General features: G+C 50.7%; 12 protein-coding genes. All 12 read right to left on the minus strand.

What is annotated here, in order from left to right; genetic code table 11:
* Positions 1–45: 45 nt before the first annotated feature.
* The 12 genes from DFQ01_RS07700 to leuD all read right to left on the minus strand — a co-directional run bounded on the left by DFQ01_RS07700 (position 46) and on the right by leuD (position 19491).
* Positions 46–1032 carry an ABC transporter permease gene (locus DFQ01_RS07700; protein ID WP_110043322.1) on the minus strand — a complete coding sequence of 329 codons (987 nt, stop codon included), beginning with the start codon at positions 1030–1032 and terminating at the stop codon, positions 46–48.
* Positions 1025–2044, minus strand: coding sequence for an ABC transporter ATP-binding protein (locus DFQ01_RS07705; protein WP_110043323.1), 1020 nt, complete (start codon positions 2042–2044; stop codon positions 1025–1027). The genes DFQ01_RS07700 and DFQ01_RS07705 overlap by 8 nt, the downstream gene beginning before the upstream one ends.
* 20 nt (positions 2045–2064) lie before the next feature.
* Positions 2065–2937, minus strand: a complete 873-nt coding sequence (locus DFQ01_RS07710; RefSeq protein ID WP_110043324.1) for a GDSL-type esterase/lipase family protein — start codon at positions 2935–2937, stop codon at positions 2065–2067.
* 154 nt (positions 2938–3091) lie between these two features.
* Positions 3092–4282 (minus strand): formate-dependent phosphoribosylglycinamide formyltransferase, encoded by a 1191-nt coding sequence (gene purT / locus DFQ01_RS07715; protein ID WP_110043325.1) that lies wholly within the window; start codon positions 4280–4282, stop codon positions 3092–3094.
* A gap of 164 nt (positions 4283–4446) precedes the next feature.
* A complete protein-coding gene (locus tag DFQ01_RS07720) occupies positions 4447–6279 on the minus strand; it encodes an ABC transporter ATP-binding protein (RefSeq protein ID WP_245946584.1) in 1833 nt (610 codons plus the stop codon).
* A 29-nt stretch (positions 6280–6308) separates the two neighbouring features.
* Positions 6309–8144 (minus strand): ABC transporter ATP-binding protein, encoded by a 1836-nt coding sequence (locus DFQ01_RS07725; protein ID WP_110043327.1) that lies wholly within the window; start codon positions 8142–8144, stop codon positions 6309–6311.
* A gap of 658 nt (positions 8145–8802) precedes the next feature.
* Positions 8803–12522 carry a dynamin family protein gene (locus DFQ01_RS07730; RefSeq protein ID WP_245946574.1) on the minus strand — a complete coding sequence of 1240 codons (3720 nt, stop codon included), beginning with the start codon at positions 12520–12522 and terminating at the stop codon, positions 8803–8805.
* A gap of 205 nt (positions 12523–12727) precedes the next feature.
* Positions 12728–13441 (minus strand): endonuclease III, encoded by a 714-nt coding sequence (nth, locus tag DFQ01_RS07735; protein WP_110043328.1) that lies wholly within the window; start codon positions 13439–13441, stop codon positions 12728–12730.
* Positions 13442–13584: 143 nt separating this feature from the next.
* Positions 13585–16305 carry an S-layer homology domain-containing protein gene (locus tag DFQ01_RS07740; RefSeq protein WP_110043329.1) on the minus strand — a complete coding sequence of 907 codons (2721 nt, stop codon included), beginning with the start codon at positions 16303–16305 and terminating at the stop codon, positions 13585–13587.
* 53 nt (positions 16306–16358) lie between these two features.
* Entirely contained in the window at positions 16359–16916 is a 558-nt protein-coding gene (locus tag DFQ01_RS07745; RefSeq protein ID WP_110043330.1) for a GerMN domain-containing protein, read from the minus strand.
* Between the two features lie 13 nt (positions 16917–16929).
* Positions 16930–18393, minus strand: a complete 1464-nt coding sequence (locus DFQ01_RS07750; protein WP_110043331.1) for an N-acetylmuramoyl-L-alanine amidase family protein — start codon at positions 18391–18393, stop codon at positions 16930–16932.
* A 498-nt stretch (positions 18394–18891) separates the two neighbouring features.
* Positions 18892–19491 (minus strand): 3-isopropylmalate dehydratase small subunit, encoded by a 600-nt coding sequence (leuD, locus tag DFQ01_RS07755; protein ID WP_110043332.1) that lies wholly within the window; start codon positions 19489–19491, stop codon positions 18892–18894.
* Positions 19492–19495: the final 4 nt, after the last annotated feature.

Genomic DNA, 19495 nt, shown 5'->3' on the forward strand with positions numbered 1-19495 from the left:
CCTCGTTCATTCATCACTTTAAAAAGTTGTCGTCAGACGTTTATTTTAATTCAACATATCCTGTTTCGTAAAGACGCTGAACGAAACGATAATTGCGGCGACCGCCCAAACGGCCAGTACACTAACTGAAAATAACAAGCTCATGCCTTCGATCGGCGGCGGTGAACCAGCCAAATAATTGGTTAAATCCAGGTTGACCGAGAAAATATATTTGGCAGTATGCCAGGACGAGGCCATGTTCGTCAAGATCGAGCCTGCAATAATCGCAGCCATCATCGTCACAATGCTCGCAGCCGTACTGCGAACGAGCACCGATACCATCAGCGCCAAGCAAGCAATCGTCATCGCCGACAGCCAGGTCAGCCCCGCAGACATAAACAAATAATACCATTGCGGAACTGCGTGAACAGCGGAGCTATCTACTTCGGAGCCTTGAATGACGAAGCCAGTGAACACGGGCAATGTCCATCCCCCATAACCGAAAAATATGCCGGAGATCAGGTAAGACAATATTATGGTGGCTAGGAGCGTTAACGATACATAAAGCGTAAGTGCGATGAGCTTGCTAAGCAATATTTTCCACCTTCGCACCGGTCTGGTTAGCAGCATCTTGATTGTGCCAGTCGAGCGTTCGCCGGATACAAGATCAGATGCAACAGCAAGCACGAGAAGTGGAATAAACATCGTAATCGACGCCTCGACGAAACTTCTACTGAATGTAACGGCATTCGGGGAGTCAGGATTAACATCATGATCCAAATAATATTGTAATTGCTGCACAGCAATCCGCCGAGATTGTTTCCATTCCTCAGGAATACGGTCACTGGACAGCTGATTCTGGTAGTCCGTTATTTTCTGCTGAAGCTGCAATCTCCAATCATCGAATTTATCTCGATTGTTTAATGCTACCTTCATTTGGGCGTATGTAAAAACCGGAATGAGGACGAGCAGCACGAGAATGACGACGAAAAAACGTTTTTTCTTCCACACTTTGATCGTCTCGTTGCGCACGAGTGGCAGCAAACTACTCAACGACATCGCCCTCCGTCATCGTAATAAACAGCTCCTCCAGCGTTGGCGCTACCTTCTGCACCGCTGTAATCCCCACGCCTGCCCTCGTCAAACGTTCAACCGTTGCAGCAACCTGCTCCTGCGGCATTGTCGTTATAACCGCGCCTGGCAGCATCGACAAAATCGACTCATCGATATAATGATCGTGCTCAGCGATAACAGTTATCTCCAGCGTTTCAGTTAGTACGCGGATACCCGCTTCACGATCATCGAACTGCCAGATCACATAAGCTCCGCGCTGCGACAGCAGCTCCTCTACGGTTCCAACCGCTAGAAGCTCGCCTTTGCTAATAATCGCGACTCGGTCACACATGAGCTGAATTTCGCTGAGCAGATGGCTCGATATAAATAAGCTCATGCCTTGTGCTGCCAGCTTACGGATAAAATCGCGCAGCTCCTTGATGCCTTTCGGATCGAGACCGTTCGTCGGCTCGTCCAAAATAAGCAGCTTAGGTCGGCCCAGCAGCGCTTGTGCGATACCAAGCCGTTGGCGCATGCCGAGTGAATATGTTTTTACCTTATCATGGATCCGGTTGTCCATACCGACGATTTCTACCACTTCTGCAATACGAGCGGCGTCAATTCCCTTCTGCATTCGGGCGAAATGCTCAAGGTTTTCCCAACCGGTCAAATAGCTGTACATTTCCGGATTTTCAACGATACAGCCGACATGGGAAAGCGCCTTCTCTGGCTCGCGCAGCACATGATGACCGCAGATGTATATGTCGCCTGACGTTGGACGAATAAGATCGACCAGCATCCGAATCGTCGTTGTTTTGCCTGAACCGTTCGGTCCGAGGAAACCAAAGATCTCTCCTGCTTGAATATCGAAGCTGATGCCGCGAATAATCGCACGGCCGCGTATTTTTTTCGTCACAGCTTGTACGGACAAGACAACTTTGGAAGGAACTCCATCTCCGATATGAGAAGCTTCGACCTGCAACTCGTTTGGATGTTTCGCTGTTAAAGCCATGAGCAAGCCCCTTTCATGTCCTAATCAATTGCTTGTACGATACGCTGCGCAATAGCGGCATAACCGTCGTGATTCGGATGAAAATGATCAGACGCCAGGTAGCGCGTCAAATTTTTCTCGAATAGATCAGATGTTGGTACTAGCAGCATATTCGGATAACGATGAATGACATCATAGGCAGCACGATTCCAGTCCTGTACTTGCAGACTCCCGTCACGAAGCTCCGCTACATCGTAGAATGGGTTATATAAGCCTATATAGACAATTCGCGCATCTGGGTTGATACTGTTCAGCAATTCCAGCGTCTGCCGCAGCAGTCCGACCCCTTCAGCCAAATTTGTTTTCACTTCTTCGAGCGATATTTGATCCTCGATATCGTCATCCGTTTGTGAAGAAGACGCCTCATTCTCCGCCGTGTTATCCGCTGCAGCATCCTGCTTACTGGCAGCATTGCCTCCTCGCGCAAACCGGAACAGATCATTGCCACCGATTGTCAGTAAAATAATATCTGCTTCTGAAACCGCCAGCCGATACCCTTTGTCACTCTTCAGCTTCTCGACCAATTGATCAGCACGCATTCCGTTAATGGCTAGGTTATTCAACAATTTGACCGGCTTGTCATACTTGCCTTCCATCAGCTTGATCGTCTGCTTCACATAACCCTCGCCGGTCGAATCTCCCGTTCCCTTGGTCAGCGAGTCTCCCAGCGCCGTTACATGAATCACATCGTCCTTTACGTAGCTCTGTTCTGGCTCTCCTAAGTCACCCAAGCTTGGTGCTTGTCTAGGGTTCAAAATATCATTCATGGCAAAACCGAAGCCGCAAATAAACACAATCGTCGTAATCAATGAAGTAATGCCAATCAATCGCCACAAGCCATTGCCCCGATTCATACGGATACGCTCCCTTCTCGTTAACGGTCGGATTATCCTCTAAGATAAATCGAACGGAATTTTTTTGCAAATTGACCATATGAGAAATGTGCAAAAAAGACCGTCTCAACCACAACACGATTCCGGTTAAGACGGTCTATTCGATCGTTATGAATTAAGCCTCGCCGTATACGATACGAAGCGATTGTGCTGCGTGCTGCGCCGTTTCTCGTGCTTGCTCCACATCATTGGCGCTGCTGAGCGCTACTGCCATCCGACGGCCCTTCTTCGTCTCTGGCTTACCAAATACGCGCACTTGCGTATTCGGCAGCGACAGCGCTTCCTCTAGACCGCCAATGGTGAACGATTCACTGTCACGGTCAGCCTTCAACGTATGCGTCGCACCTGGCGTAAGCAGACGAATCGTAGGGATTGGAAGTCCAAGAATGGCACGAGCGTGCAGCGCGAACTCGGACAAATCCTGCGTGATCATCGTGACCATCCCCGTATCATGTGGACGTGGAGATACTTCACTGAACAACACGCCTTCTTTCGTGAGGAACAGCTCCACCCCATAAATTCCATAGCCGCCGAGCGAATCTGTTACTTGCTGCGCGATATGCTCAGCCTCACGAATCTGTTCCTGTGACATCGCATGCGGCTGCCAGGACTCAATATAGTCGCCGTCCTTCTGAACATGACCAATCGGTGCGCAGAACGTCGTGCCCGATACCGAACGGACCGTCAGCAGCGTAATTTCGGATTCAAAATGAATGAAGCCCTCTACAATAACACGCTGTTTCTTCGCGCGGCCGCCTTCCATCGCATAGTTCCAGCAGCTTTCGATCTCAGCCTCAGAACGACAAACGCTCTGACCTTTGCCCGACGAACTCATGATCGGCTTGATGACGCATGGCGTACCAAGCTCCTCCACAGCTGCACGAAGCTCGTCCAGCGTATCTGCGAAGCGATACGGAGCTGTAGGCAGCTTGAGCGTTTCCGCAGCAAGGCGGCGAATGCCTTCACGGTCCATCGTTAGACGCGCAGCGCGGGCCGTTGGCACAACGGTGCGTCCTTCACGTTCCAGCTCGACGAGCGTTTCGGTCGCAATCGCTTCGATCTCAGGTACGATCAAATCTGGCTGCTCCTGTGCAATCACGCGGCGAAGCGCTTCGCCGTCCAACATATCAATAACATGAGAGCGATGCGCAACCTGCATAGCAGGCGCATTCGCATAACGATCAACTGCAACCGTCTCGATTCCGAGACGCTGCGCTTCGAAAATGACTTCCTTGCCGAGCTCGCCCGAGCCGAGGAGCACAATCCGCTTGGCACGCGAGGACAGCGGTGAACCATAGTTAGACATGATGACCTCCTGAAAAGTTATTGCGTAAGCATACGCTTTGAAAGTTATTGCGTTTGCATACATAAGACGGCAGACCAATGCGCGTGAAGCGCTTAGGGCCTGCCGCCGTTTGCTGTTTCTTTCCATTGTGGACAATGGTGCTGAGAAAATCAAGTGAAATCGGCTTACGCCGACAAGAAACGGTACTGTGCTTCGATCAATCCATGGTACGTACCGCGAATGGCCATCAGCTCATCATGTGATCCCTGCTCTACAATCGAGCCATGATCGAGCACGACAATCATGTCCGAATGGCGAATCGTTGACAACCGGTGTGCGACGATAAACGATGTACGTCCCTTCAGCAGCGTTTGCAACGCCTTCTGAATGCGCAGCTCGGTCTCCGTATCGATGCTTGCCGTTGCTTCATCAAGAATCAGAATACGTGGGTTAGCCAATAGCGCTCTTGCGAACGACAGCAACTGACGTTGTCCCATGGACAGTACGTTACCGCGCTCTTGAACTTCCGTGTCGTAACCATCCTTCAAGCTCATGATGAAATCGTGTGCATGCACAGCTTTCGCCGCTTCAACGATTTCTTCGTCCGTCGCATTCAGCTTGCCGAACCGAATATTGTCCCGAATCGTACCAGAGAAAATGAAGGTGTCCTGCAACACGATACCGATCTGCGAACGCAAGCTTTCCAGTGATACATCACGAATGTCCGTGCCATCAATCAACACACGTCCTTCCGTCGGGTCGTAGAACCGGCAAAGCAGGTTCATGATCGTGCTTTTGCCTGAACCGGTATGACCAACCAGCGCGATCGATTGTCCAGGCTTCGCCTCAATCGTTACGCCTTTCAATGCCGGACGACCTGCTTCGTATTCAAAAACAAGATTGTCAAACAGCACATGACCATTAGCCTCAGCAAGCTTGCGTGCTTCTGGCAGTTCACCAACAACCGGCCGCTCGTCCAAATACTCGAAAATCCGTTCCGACGACGCCATTGCGATGAGCAGCTGCGAATACATTTGGCCCAGACGGTTAATCGGCTCCCAGAAGTTGCCGATGTAATTGGCGAAACCAACAAGCATACCGACCGTTAGCAGGTCGTTCTGAATCAGATAAGAACCGTACCAGAACAGAATAAGCGAGCCAACTGCACTAGTAAGCTCGATAATGGGACCAAACGATTGGTTCATCGCCGATGCTTTATTCCAAGATCGAATATTGGATGAGTTCATCGATTCGAAGAATTGAATGTTTTCTTTCTCCTGCACATAAGCCTGCGTTACTTTAATGCCTTGAATCGACTCGTTCAAATGCGAGTTGATGCGGGATTGTTTGATTCGAACATCCTGCCAAGCGAAACGAATCCGTTTGCGAAGCGCACTCGATACAAGGAACATAAGCGGCACCGTGAGCATAACCGCCAAGCCTAACTTGAAGTTCCAGACGAGCAGGATAATAACGATACCAACGAGCTGGACGCAGTCCATCAGCAGGTTGACAACACCGTTCGTGAACAAATCCTGCAGTGCATTGACGTCGTTCGTTACGCGAACGAGCACCGACCCTGCTGGACGCTTATCGAAAAATCGGAATGACAACGTCTGAATGTGCGAGAACAAGTGGCTGCGCAAATCGTGAATGACCCGCTGGCCCACGATATTCGTATGTTTGATCCGGTATGTGTTCGAACCCCATTGGATGATATAAAGAGCGAGCATGATTGCTGCGAATAGGAGCAGCTTAGGTATGCTCGCTTCACCATCCTTCGGATCGATCGCTTCGTCGATCGCCATGATGACGATCGTAGGAATTGCAAGTCGGGTCAGTGTACCGAGCACCATCCCGACGAGAATGACAGGCAGCAATTGCTTGCGATAAGGCTTCAAATAAGTAAACAGTCGGCCCAATTGACGCCAGTTGAACGGCTTCTCGATCAGTTCATCGTCCTGATAAATAAACCGTTCTTTGCGATTGCCATCCTGCTTCTTGAAGCGCTTTGCCAGTTCATCTGCCGACTCTTGCTGTTGGTTACTCAATGGTACAACCTCCCTTCGGATTGCACTTGCTTCTGACCCGCAAATCCGCGTTCAGGCTCGCCAGGAATCCATGCATCAGCCGCTGTCGCAGAATCGTTGTCAGGACGATCGGCGTATTGAATCCGGTACACGTCACGATATGTACCATTCACCGCAAGCAGCTGCTCGTGCGTGCCTCGTTGAACGATTCGGCCGTTATCCAATACGATAATTTCATCTGCATGTCGCAGAGAGGAGATCCGGTGCGCTATGACGAACGTCGTGCGTCCTGCCATCAGCTCGCGGAAGCCCGCTTGAATTTCATGTTCCGTCTCCATATCGACGGCGCTCGTCGCATCGTCAAGAATGAGAATGCGAGGATTGCGAATAAGGGCGCGTGCGATGGAAATCCGCTGTTTCTGGCCGCCGGACAATCCCATGCCGCGTTCACCGACAACCGTGTCATATCCGAGCGGCAGCTCCATAATGAAATCATGCGCCTTCGCCAGCTTCGCCGCCTTCACGATCTGCTCCATCGTCGCATCCTTCATGCCATAAGCGATGTTGTTGCGAATCGAAGCCGAGAACAGGAATGTTTCTTGAAAAACAGGTGCGATCGCGCCGCGCAGCGATTCGATATCCAGCTCGCGAACATCGATTCCATCAATCGTCACCTTGCCCTGCTTCACATCATAAGCGCGCATAAGCAGCTGGATGACCGTCGATTTGCCGGAGCCTGTGCCGCCAAGCAAACCAATCACTTTGCCCGGCGCTGCATCGAGGGCGAAATTCGTGAGTGCCATCGGGCCATCGCCATAGCCGAATGATACGTTGTCGTACCGAACATGACCTTTCATCGCGTCGCCGCTCAGAACGACGGGATGCTCCACATTTTTCACATGAACATACTCATTCAGCAGCTCCAGCATCCGCTCGCCGGAAGCCTTCGATTGCGTGTAGTTGTTAATGTGGAAGCCAATGCCCCACATCGGGCCGATGATGTACCACGTTAAGCTGAAGAAGGCAACGAACTCACCGATCGACAGCTTGTCATGGATAACGAAAATACCGCCCGAGATAAGGAGAATGACGGCGCTTATATTCGCAAGAAGCTCCATAATCGGGAAGTATCTTCCCCATACGCGTGATACGCTGATTTGATTCTCTTGATAATCATTGCTTTTCTCAGCAAATTTGTTCACTTCATGCGATTCGCGCGCGAACGATTTGACCGTACGCACACCCGTGATATTCTCTTGCACCGCTGTCGTTAAACGGCTCATCGCCAGCCGCATCTCGCGGAAGGCCGGGTGAATGCTCTTCTCCAGACGCAGCGCCGTAAAGGACAACAGCGGGATGGTCACGAGCGTCAGCAGCGTGAGCTGCCAGTTAATCGAGAGCATCATGATGCCGCCGAAGATGACCATCAGAATCATGTTAAGGATCTGAGCAAAGCCGAAGCCGATAAAGTTGCGAAGCGCTTCCAAATCAGCCGTTAAACGAGACATTAAGTCGCCTGTCTTCGCATTATCATAGTAACGGAAGCTTAAGTATTGCAGTTTGTCATAACATGCATTGCGCAGTCGATAGGCAACCCGGTTGCCAAGTCGTCCGCCGAAGAAGCCGTGGAAAAACTGAAGCGTGCTCTTGAGCGCGATAACGCCGACGAGCGACAGCGATAATGCTGGTACAAGCTCGAATCTGTTTTTCATAATGACATCGTCAATCAGAATCCGCAGCATATTCGGATATACAAGTCCAAGTGCCGTCGCTGCCATCAAGCATAAAATCGATGAAACTAAATACTTCTTCTCGACCCAGTAGAACTCTTTCAGTTGCTTAAAGACTTCCACACGTTCCCCTCTCTCTCTGTACTAGCCTGTTGGATTGGAAATACGAATGAATCGTAACAGCAACCTATCGATAGTTCAAACGGAGTATGTGCACCTATACGCGCCTATGTGCTCCTTCGCATCGCTGAGATCAGCTTATTGGGGGGTATTCTTCCATATCGTCAATAATCCGCTCCAAATGATCACAATTCCTCCGTTTTTGCACAATTTCACCTTGGTAATTGCATATTTTGCCATAGCATAATATCTGAATGTATCATGCATAATGGAGCCCGGCTCCCTTAACCCCGGAATGGTAGAGCAGGGACTTCGACCCTTGGACCCTTTAATCTTTTTCAAAAACCCTAAATCCAAGATTTCTACCCACCCAAACCAAGATTTCTACCCACCCAAACCCTCCCTGCTAGGGAGGGCCCCGGGGACGCTGTCCCCTGGACCCCTGAAAGGGGTCGTGGGATCGTCTGAGGCGTGGATAAGATGCTGCGTGCTTGGGGTCGCGTACCCCTGAGGGGTAAAGCTTTTGTTCGTGCGTTTTCTTGGGGCTGCGCCCCTTTGAGAACCTTTATTTTGAAAACAAACAGGAAATAGTGGTTACAAAAAAAACGTCTGCCTTTCCGATTGCTCGGTTTGGGCAGACGTTTTGTGATTAGAGAAAAGATTATGGTTGCAGCAGGCTTTGGAGCGACTTGTGGAGCTCGGTCAGCTCTTCGAGGTTGCTGCCGTCTTGGAGAGATGCGAGCAGACCGTCCGCGTAAGCACGGGCTTCTTCGGACAGCTTGACGCTGCTTGTATCTGCGGCTTCGCGGAGACGCGATTCGTAGATGGCGTTCCACTTGGCTGCTGCTTTCTCGGACCAGCTGCGAAGTGGATCAGCAAGCAATGCTTCGATGTCAGCGCGCATCGCGGCTTTGCCGTCACCTTCGAAGAATTGACGCGGAGATTTGAAGCGACTCCAGAACCACTTCGCATCGACTTGGCCTGCATCCCAGCTGCTGCCAACTGTGTCAGCTGACCATTCGGAGCGGACAAAGGCAGAAGCCTCGAAGCCTGCAAGCAGGTCGGCAAGCTCAGTATTGGCACGCTCATAACGCTCTTTCATGAGCGCGTTCAGCGCGTTGTCCATACGGAGTGTCGTTGCTTCGAGCTCTTGTGCAAGCTCGATTGCAAGCTGACGATCAAGCTCAAGCCAAGACGTCCAGATCGCTTTCTTCAAATCGCGGCCGTCATCGCGCAGCGTCGAAGGGTTAAACGCATTATTGTAAAACTCGCCGAACCGCAGGCCGATCCGCTGAAGAACGTAGAAGAGCAGCTCTTCGAGCTCGCGCTTCATCCGATCATACTGAAGATCTGCTAGCTCGCTGACCGATTTGGCAACAGCACCAGCACGCTCTGTCTGAACAAGCAGCTGTTCGCGCTGCTGAGCACGTTCTGCTGCGCTGCCGCGAGCAGAGTCAATCCAACCTGCTACTTGCGTACCCGTGCGTGCAATATCGCGATCAGCTGATTCTACCGCCATCCGGCCAAGATCATCACGGATAAACGTTGTGAACGATTGTTCGAATGCAGCAACACCGGATTGCTCCAATGCAGCCTGATCGCCATCTTGTTTCGCGTCGAGCGCTTGAAGGCTCGATACCGGATAGAGACGTGGGAATCGAATACCGTGCTGCAGCAAATTATCGGAGACGTGCTTGAGCACGGCTTGCAGCTCTTCCTGCGAGGACGCGAGGTCCGCAGCATTAACGAGGAAGAACATTTTATCAAGCTCGAATTGATCCTTCACGCGGCCGAGCTGCATCAGGAACTGACGGTCAGCCTGCGAGAACGCATGGTTGTAATAAGTAACGAACAACACGGCATCCGCATTCTTGATGTAGTTGAAAGCGACGCCGGTGTGCCGCGCGTTGACTGAGTCTGCCCCCGGCGTATCTACGAGTACAATGCCTGCATCGGTCAGCGGACAGCTGTAGTGCAGCTCGATCTCTGCAACGAAGCAGGAACGGGACTCTTCTGCAACGAAGCGACGGTATTCATTTTCGTCAACAGACAACACTTGGCCAAGGCTGGATGAATGATTATTCCAGCCCATCTCGGCAGCTTTCAAGAAGCTGTAATGCGGACGTCCGCCTGCTTGAACCGCATCTGGACGAAGCGCTGCGATGCGGCGCATCAAGCCTGCCTCGTCCGCCGGCAGATCGGTTTCGCCGAGAAGGGCAAGCGAGTAACGAAGGTCGTCGAGCATGCCTTCCTTCGGTTTCATGACAACACGTGCGCTGCCGTGCGGCTGTGTATCGGTCGGCGGCACGATGCGGTTGATCGCTGCCGTTGTTGGGTTCGGCGACACAGGCAATGCCGATGCGCCGATGAGCGCGTTCGCGAGCGATGATTTGCCGGCGCTGAATGCACCGAACAGCGCGATCGTGAACCGGCTGCTCTGCAGCCGGTCAGCCTTCTCGCGCATCGCGCGAGCAGCGGCGCCGAGCGTGCCGTACGGCGCCAACAGCGCAGCAGCGCTGCGAAGGCGCGCAGCCGCCTGGCGCTGCGGCGCAAAGGCGTCGCCGCCAGCGAGCGCAGCCGCTGGCGCAGCTACCGCGCGAGGCGCGGCTGGCGCTGCGGCAGAGCCGCGCGCCCCGGCGCCGGCGTTGCCCGCCGCCACAGCGGCTGCCTGCTGCGTCGCAGCAGCAGCGGCGCTTGGCGCAGCAGCGCGAGCGTCTCCGCGCTGCGCTGCCGCTGGCGCAGGCAGCACCGGCGCCGCCGGCTTCGCCGGCAGCAGTGCCGACTGCGCAGCCGCGTCGGCAGCGAGCCGCTGCGCGAGCGCCTCAAGCTTCGCGAGCGCTGCCGCACGCGAGCCAAGCGCACGAAGCTCCGCTTCGGCTTCCTTCACCGCTGCATCATTGCTCGCAGCGATGAAGGCTGCGATCTCATCGATCAGCGGCATGACCAGCTGACGATAAACCGATTTGACATCCGCGGCAACATCGCGGCTATAGGTCATCGTGTACTCGTTGCCAAACGATGCGCCTTTGTTGACCCGCTCCGTCAGCCACTCACCCGTTGGCGACCAAACAATTTGCTTCAAATGCGCAGTCACTTGATCATCTGACAAGCCTGCTTTTTCTGCTGCCTTGCGCAGCAGCTCCGTCAAATGCCACTCGATCGCCGATTTAACAACCGACTCGAACTCACTGCGGAATTGCTCCTGTCGGCGTTCTTTCTCCGCAGCTGTCTTCGCGCCTGCAAACAACAGCCCTGCCTTGAAGCCAGGCTTGCAGCTCTCAAGAAATTGATGCGCGATATCACGCAGCGCAGCAGGCGTAATAATGGCACCGTCCAGCAGCGATTGCACATCCTTACGCATCGCTAGACGTTCCTGCTCGGCTTGCCCTTTGAGTGCTGTAAGTCGATCTTCAAGTGCACGAAGTGTGCCTTTTACTTCAGCCGCGCCTTCTTCGCCACCTGCTGCTTCGAGATACTGCTGACGTTCTGGTTCTGCCAACTCTTCCTGCCGTTTCGCATGAACATTTACTAGATGACGCAGCGATGCCGACACACTCCAGTCTGCCAGCTCTCCTCGAACGGTTGCCAGCTTGCGAAGCAAGCCTTTGAGCGACTCGTATTCATTATGCGGGTGTTCCGGTTCACGGCTCGTCACATACAGAATGCCTGCTGGCTCCAAGTGCCAGTTCGCGAATGCTTGCTCTACACTCGTGCGATACTCCTCGAACGACAGCTCACGTTCACGATGCTTATCGATTTGATTGACAACCAAGTAAAGCGGTTTGCCCCAATCCTTCAGTTCTTTCGCAAACGAGAAGTTGATCTCCGACTGGACATGGTTGTAGTCCATTACATAAAACACAACGTCGGCCAAATGAAGCGCTGATTCCGTTGCTTGTTTATGCGCATCATCTGTCGAGTCAATACCCGGCGTATCGAGCAGCATCATATCATTGCTAAGCAGCTCTGACGGATATACAATATCGACGGTCATATAACGAGCGCCGTCAATGCAATATTTGTTAAGGTGCTCCAGCTCCGAGGTCGGAAGCTCCACCATCTCTTGGCGTCCGTCTGCGGTTATCTGTTCAATCTTCACAGCAGCGCGTGGGCCACCTTGAATGGTCACAACGTTAGCACTTGTCGGAATCGGACTAGAAGGCAGCAGCTGCGCGCCGCACAACCGATTCACCAGCGTCGATTTCCCTGCTGAGAAGTGGCCGCAAAATGCAACAGCAAGCTTATCGTTCGATCGTTTATCCGCTAACTGCTTTAACTTGCCTGCTGTTTCGCTGTCCCCTGTCTGCACCATTTTCGTTTCAAGCGTTTCAATCGCTTCTGCCCAAACACTTTCTTTCGTTTCCGTTAAACGGCTCATCATCGGTTTCTCCCACTTTCTTCTCTCTATCGTTCGACCGTACAAGTAGACAGGTTAGCACGTATCTATAAAGACATGACACGTGATATCTGTCTGCTGCAACTCGTATAAGCCGCCCTATCTGTACATGCCTCACGGTTCCCCAATCCGCAGCTCTCTGTCATATACATACGCGTTTTCCTCTAAGCAAGACTCCGCGTTATTGACACTACGATGAACTCTTCTTCGTCTTCGCCACAGCACGAGTCGTTACTGTAGTCTTCCTCGATCTCGTGGCGGTTGGCTTCATCCGACGAGCACCTTCTTTGCAAATATCAAGCAGCGGACAAATGTCACACTTCGGCTGCTGCGCCTTACAGTGATAGCGCCCGAAAAATATTAACGTATGATGCGTCTGTGTCCACATGTCTTTCGGCACCAGCTTCATCAGCTTTTTCTCGACCTCAAGCACCGAGTCATCTTCTTTCGCAACTCCTAGACGTTTAGACACACGCTCCACATGGGTATCAACCGCGATAGCGGGTACACCAAATGCATTCGATACAACGACATTTGCTGTCTTACGCCCTACCCCAGGCAGTTCCGTCAGCTGTGAATGCTCTCTTGGCACATCGCCGTTGTACTTATCAATGACGATCTGGCAAAGCTTCTGAATGTTCGATGCCTTGCTGCGAAACAGTCCGATCCGTTTAATATCCTGCTCAAGCTCTTCTAGAGGAACAGCTAGATAGTCTTCCGGACGCCTATATTTCTGGAATAACGACTCTGTTACCTTATTAACCGTCTCGTCCGTACATTGTGCAGATAGTAATACAGCGATCGTCAACTCAAACGGATTACTATGACGAAGCTCACAATGCGCATTCGGAAACATCGCATACGTCTCTTCCAATATGCGCTTCATACGTTCCTTTCCTGTCATTACCCTCTCTCCCCAAATAAACGCTATTAGTCAAAAGTGTAGCGAAAAATGTCACGTCATGCAACCAAAACGAGAAACAAAAGACCTCTGCAAGCAGCCGAGCACCGGCGTACTTACAGAGGTCTTGTCATTGAGACTAGGAATTATTGCTTCGCGATCTCGATTACTTTGCCATCATAATAGTACAAAACGAGCGTATCGCCGTCTACAAGTGATGTTGGTTCAATCGTCGTGCCACCGGACGTCAACGAAATGTTCGTTAGTGTAAACTTATAGTTCGTATCGGTTACAACTTGACGTTTCGTTTGAATCGTGTCTGTCGTAGCATCATACTTGAAGAATGTTTTCTCCTCACTCGTCAGTACCGTAATGAGTACATTACCCTTCGTATCTTTGCTAGTTTCCACACGATCGCCTGTTTTGAGCGTTGTATAGCTAGTCGACGAAACACCATTACGCTTGATTGTGTAGCTTGAACCAAGCGGTACAGTCACCGTCTGTCCTGAATAATTGACCAGTTGAATCTGATTCGCATCAACGCTTGTTACTGCACCAACATTGATGGATACACGCTGTACACTCGATGGCGTGCTGCCGACGAAAGTTACGTTCACTACATTGCCTGCTGCCAAGCTTCCAACCGTGATTGTGTTTCCATTCTCATCGAGCATATCGATACTGCCCGCACTGTATTCAACCGCCGTGCCGCTGCCTTCACGAATCATAAGCTTATTGGTGGAAGCATTCACGGAAACTACCTTCATTTGAACCGTACGGTGAATATAGATGCCACTTACTTTATCTTGGTCCGAGTTCATTGCAGCTGTAATCGTATCGCCTGTCTGAATGTCAGCCAGCGTAGTGCTCGTGCTGTTATATGACTCGACAAATGGCGAGTCCAACGGCAGTGTCATCAACGTGCCATTCATAGACATCGTGATTTTAGAAGTCGACGTAGAAACCGAAACGACTGTACCCGTATATCGGAATGCGAGCTGGACTCGCACGATGGTATCGCCCGTGTAGCTGATCGTAATTTTACGACCTTTGGTCAGCAAACCGCTTGCTACCGCAGTTTCGATCGTGAACACGGTTCCGTTCAAATCAATCTGGCTGTCAGAATTAAAATAAAGCGTAAGGATTTTGCCGTTTCCATCCACGACACTGAGTGCGCTCTGGTCGCTATAATAACCTAAAATCTCAGTTCCGACCGCCATCTCCACCTTGCGGTTTTGAACGGATATCTTCGTTACTTGATCCGAAGCGTTAATCGTCAGTTCAAGCTGGTCACCATCTTGCAGGTCGGTCATCTGCGAAGTTGGCAGTCCCTCAATATATACAACAGTCGAACTTATAATCGGCTTAGTAATATATTTATTGTCTTTCACATACGTAATCGTTTTGGAATCGGAACTATAGAACGTGCCCGTCTCCGTCTTAGCTGCATTCGTCGATTCAACGACCAATTTAGTGAGTTCGCCGTTCTTCACTTCATACGTGATCGTATCTCCGGCCTTAATCTCGGACAACGAAGTAATGAGTGTATTGCCGTTTAACAGCAAAGCGTTGGATGCAATATCCCAAGTCTCCGAAGTACCGTTGTTATTGATCGTAATCGATGTAGTGCCTACGGATTGAACTGTGCCTGAACCACTTTTCGTTTGCGAATCCCCAGCAATCTGAATCGAAATCGCAGTTGGCGTTTGACGATATTTATCGCGTAATACTTTAATCTCTGCTCCTGCAGGAACCTCAGATAATGAGATTGTGTTTCCATTGCTATCAAGCACCTGTAAATTATTGCTATAAGGAATTTTCAAATAATCATCGGCACCACTAGGCCAGATAAATAGCGTATTCGTGCTAGAAACCGCTCTTTCGAACGTTCCATTAATCGTTTCGACCTGTTGTTCCGTGCTAAGCTGCTCAATATATTGAACAGCGCCGTCCTTAACGATAACCGATACAGGCGCGTACGGTACAAGATTAGAAGCAGTCGTCAATTGCTCAGAATCCGAGCGTGCATAGACCGTGCTGGCGCTGCTGCTGTAGGTTTGATCGCCATTATCGGTGTATAAGCCAATCGTACCGTCCTCCAGCGTTGTTAGAATACCTTCTGTCTGCCCTTCATAACTAACTGGATATTCTCCTTCAGCCAAGCTAAGCAGCTTTGCCATCATGGCACGCGTTACAGCGCCTGCTGGATCGAACTTGTTGTTCGCCACACCGTTCATCAGCTTGAGATTCACTGCCTCATTGATATAACCAGCGTAGCCATCACCTACCGCCGACGCATCATCGAATGGAATCGATTGGTTGGCTAATGCCTCTGCATCGGCATTCTTACCAATAGCCTTCACGATCAGTTTCGTTACCCATTCCCGTGAAGCCTTCGCGCTGCCCCAGTCCTTGCCCTCTTTATCTGCAATCGCGAATTGATCGTTCTGATCGATCAAACCTTTCTCGAATGCAAGAACAACATATGGAACGAAATAATTGTCGACATGGAACGAGCTCGGGAATACAACTGCTTCGTCAAGATTTAACTGGTCTTCTAATCCAGCGAAGCGAATCGCCATAACGATCGCTTCCTGACGAGTCACACTATCAGATGGTCGGAACGAACCATTATTGCCGACGATAATGCCTTGGAACGCCAGCTTCGAAATATGTTTCTCAGCCCAGTGTCCCGATACTACGTCCGAAAACGGCGTAGTAGATGCAGTTGCTCCAACAGCATCTGTCGACGTTACACTGGAGGTTGTATCGTATGGTACTGCAGCTGCCGAAACGGTGCCGCCAGCTGTTAACGACAATGCAAGAAGCCAAGCAGCTGCTTTATAAGATTTCGGATGATAAATCATGTACGATAGCCTCCTCGATTAGTAAACAGGTTGCTCCTACTTGTACTTCTAATCTACTTTACAAACGGATGGGACAATTCCTCATGTCCCATCAACGTTTCAACAGACTCACCATCTAGAAGCACATCAATGGATTGGACTTCATCAAACTGAAATAACGTCTGTTTCAAGGCTTGCAGCGCCAGCATCTCGCCAGACGCTCCAAGTCGTGCCTCCTCCGGTAAATGAAGGTCGATCGTAACAGCCCCGTCCTTCACTACTGCCGTCTTGAACTGTACCTTGCTCCACAGCGACAATGCATCGCTGCCGCCGTCTGTTTGCAGTGCTTCCAATGCCGCACTGATCATCGTATCCGGTGAATCATATTCAATTTCACGATTAAGCTCGACAAGCTTGGTCAAATCCTGATCGGAATAATAAATATGTATCGATTGCTTCTTCTTGTCCGATGAGGATGCTTGCTCCGATTGACCTGCAGATGCCGTCACGCTCGTATCCGTGTTGGCACTATCCTGCGGCGACTTCTGCTTAGCTCCACAACCGCTTGCAGCTGTTACAATTGCAGCTCCAAGCAGCAGTAAGCCAATTGTCGTACGTATTTGACGCATCATGCTCACCTCATTTTTATTGAAGCTTCAATTGCTCCTTAAGACCCGAAACAATTGCAGCAGCAATTTTGGACTGAATCGCGCTATCGAACAGCGCTTTTGCGTCTGTCGCATTCGTCAAGTAACCGGATTCGAGCAGAATAGCAGGCATCGTCGTCTCACGAATGACTTTGAAATCTCCAAAACGAACACCGTTGTCCTTCAGACCTGTTGCTTTAACCAAGTACTTGTGCATAATGGTCGCAAATGGCTTCGAATCCGCGCGATTGTAATACGTTTCTGTTCCGTTCGTTGTAGCAGTATAGCTGTTCGCATGGATAGAAATGAATGCATCCGCCTTCAGTTTATTGGCAGTATCCACTCGTTCCTGCAAGGTAGGATAAGTGTCACCCGTACGCGTGTAGGTCGCTTGAATACGGCTCTCCTTATCGAGCAGTTCCTTCACTTTCAATACAATGCTAAGATTGAACGTCTTCTCGTACAGTCCGCTTGCCGTACTTGCACCCGGGTCTTTGCCACCATGTCCAGCATCGATGACGACTTTGTATACTTTGTCACTTGATCCTGTGCTTGTGCTTGGGGTCGAAGGTGTCGTCGTCTCTGGCGGCGTTACAGCAGGATCAAGCACATCAATTTTAATGCGTCCGCTTTCTTCCGATACGTTATAACTCGAAGCTGCCTTCAAATCCAGAACGACGCGCAGCGTCGTCGGACTATCGGGTCCTACAGCATAACGAATCTTCGTTAGTGTTGGATGTGAGTCAACAACAACTTGTCCCGGTGTTAAAGTGGATGCAAATGCCGAGTTCGGCAAATCGATTACGATACGATCCGGGGCCGTTAATGTAAACGCTTTATTCGGTGTAACTGTTCCATCGTAATCGATGAGTACGCTCGACATGCCATCAAACTGAACCGACTTCAGCAAGCCTTGCACGCCTGCTGGCAACGACGTATTCGAGTCCGTACTGTTGTTATTCGAGCTTCCAGACGAATTTCCTGTGTTGGAATTGTCAGAACCTGAAGAAGATCCCGAATCTGTCGAGGTTCCTGCACGTTGGTACAAATGAACGGACTTCGTCGGCGAATCATAGTACACTTGCAGTCCAAGACTCTCTGCAACAAATCGAATCGGTACCATTGTGACCTTGTTAATGATCATTGCCGCAGCTTCAAGCTGCACGACGGTTCCATTGACGCTGGCCGAACGACTGTCTACCGTCAATGTAATCAGATTTGAATCATCTTGGATATCAATCCGCTTCTCTTCTTGATTCCAACCTACGTCATAACCTAATCCTTCAGCAACTACCCTAACTGGCACAAGTGTCGACTTGTCAACAATTTGGGGATCTTCTTGCGTTTCCAACAATTTGCCGTTCAAATAAAGCTTCGGCGCGACGGAAGCTGCTTGTCCGATCGCTGGGAACAGCGAGAAGAAGAGCGACAACAACATGATGACGACAACTAGCTTTCTCATCTTTCACCTCTAAAACAAAATATGGATTGCCCGCAACGAAACACGTCGAGTTAGCACGCAATTCGTCTATTACAGACGAAATATTAGACGCGCTCTATCGGAAAAAGTTGCGTATAAAGGATAAATTGTGTGAACTTTTTCGCGGGAAAAGAGGGGCTTGGCCCCTTCTAACCCCATTTTACTTCCCAACTAAATCCTGAGTACTTCTACCTAGCCAACTCTCTCGGGATCTCTACCCACCCAAACCAAGAGTTCTACCCACCCAAACCCTCCCTGCTAGGGAGGGCCCCGGGGTTTCCAACCCCTGGGACCCGGAAGGGGTCGTGAGATTTACGGAAGAGCGGATAAACAACTACGTGCAGGAAGCCGCGTGCCCTTGTGGGGCAAAGCTTTTGTTCGAGCTTCCTTGGTTGCTAATGTGCTGAAACAAAAAAGCTCTGGACTGCCTTTCGGCAGCCACAGAGCTCACTTGTATTAGACCGTTGTCAGATCAGGCTTTTACGCCGTTTGACCTGCGCGTTTTGCTTCGAAAGCAGCGATTTTGTCTTCATGCTGAAGCGTCAGGCCGATATCGTCCAGACCTTGCAGCAAGAATTGACGACGGTGCTCGTCGAGCTCGAACTCGATGCGGAGGCCATGCTCGTCAGTGAGCACTTTGTTCTCCAGATCGATGTTCAGCTTGTAGCCTTCGTGTTTAGCCGTACGTTGGAACAGATCTTCTACTTGCTCTTCGCTAAGCTTGATCGGCAGGATGCCGTTCTTAAAGCAGTTGTTGTAGAAAATGTCTGCATACGACGGTGCGATGATGCACTTGTAGCCGTAGTCCAGAATCGCCCAAGGAGCGTGCTCACGGGAGGAGCCGCAGCCGAAGTTAGCGCGGGAGATCAGAACCGATGCACCTTCATAACGAGCTTTGTTGGGCTCGAAGTCAGGGTTTACATCACCGTTCTCGAAGAAACGCCATTCGAAGAACAGGAATTGGCCGAAGCCGCTGCGCTCGATACGTTTCAGGAATTGTTTAGGAATGATTGCGTCTGTATCGACGTTTACGCGGTCAACCGGTGCGACGATACCTGTATGTTTAACAAAAGCTTCCATGTTA

This window comes from Paenibacillus cellulosilyticus (genome assembly GCF_003182255.1).
GTDB classification, from domain to species: Bacteria; Bacillota; Bacilli; order Paenibacillales; family Paenibacillaceae; genus Paenibacillus_T; species Paenibacillus_T cellulosilyticus.

Bases quoted from the DNA above. Each gene is read 5' to 3' on its own strand.
- DFQ01_RS07705 (WP_110043323.1), bottom strand. From the start codon at position 2,044: ATGGCTTTAACAGCGAAACATCCAAACGAGTTGCAGGTCGAAGCTTCT.
- DFQ01_RS07710 (WP_110043324.1), bottom strand. From the start codon at position 2,937: ATGAATCGGGGCAATGGCTTGTGGCGATTGATTGGCATTACTTCATTG.
- purT (WP_110043325.1), bottom strand. From the start codon at position 4,282: ATGTCTAACTATGGTTCACCGCTGTCCTCGCGTGCCAAGCGGATTGTG.
- DFQ01_RS07730 (WP_245946574.1), bottom strand. From the start codon at position 12,522: ATGATGAGCCGTTTAACGGAAACGAAAGAAAGTGTTTGGGCAGAAGCG.
- nth (WP_110043328.1), bottom strand. From the start codon at position 13,441: ATGACAGGAAAGGAACGTATGAAGCGCATATTGGAAGAGACGTATGCG.
- DFQ01_RS07740 (WP_110043329.1), bottom strand. From the start codon at position 16,305: ATGATTTATCATCCGAAATCTTATAAAGCAGCTGCTTGGCTTCTTGCA.
- DFQ01_RS07745 (WP_110043330.1), bottom strand. From the start codon at position 16,916: ATGATGCGTCAAATACGTACGACAATTGGCTTACTGCTGCTTGGAGCT.
- DFQ01_RS07750 (WP_110043331.1), bottom strand. From the start codon at position 18,393: ATGAGAAAGCTAGTTGTCGTCATCATGTTGTTGTCGCTCTTCTTCTCG.
- leuD (WP_110043332.1), bottom strand. From the start codon at position 19,491: ATGGAAGCTTTTGTTAAACATACAGGTATCGTCGCACCGGTTGACCGC.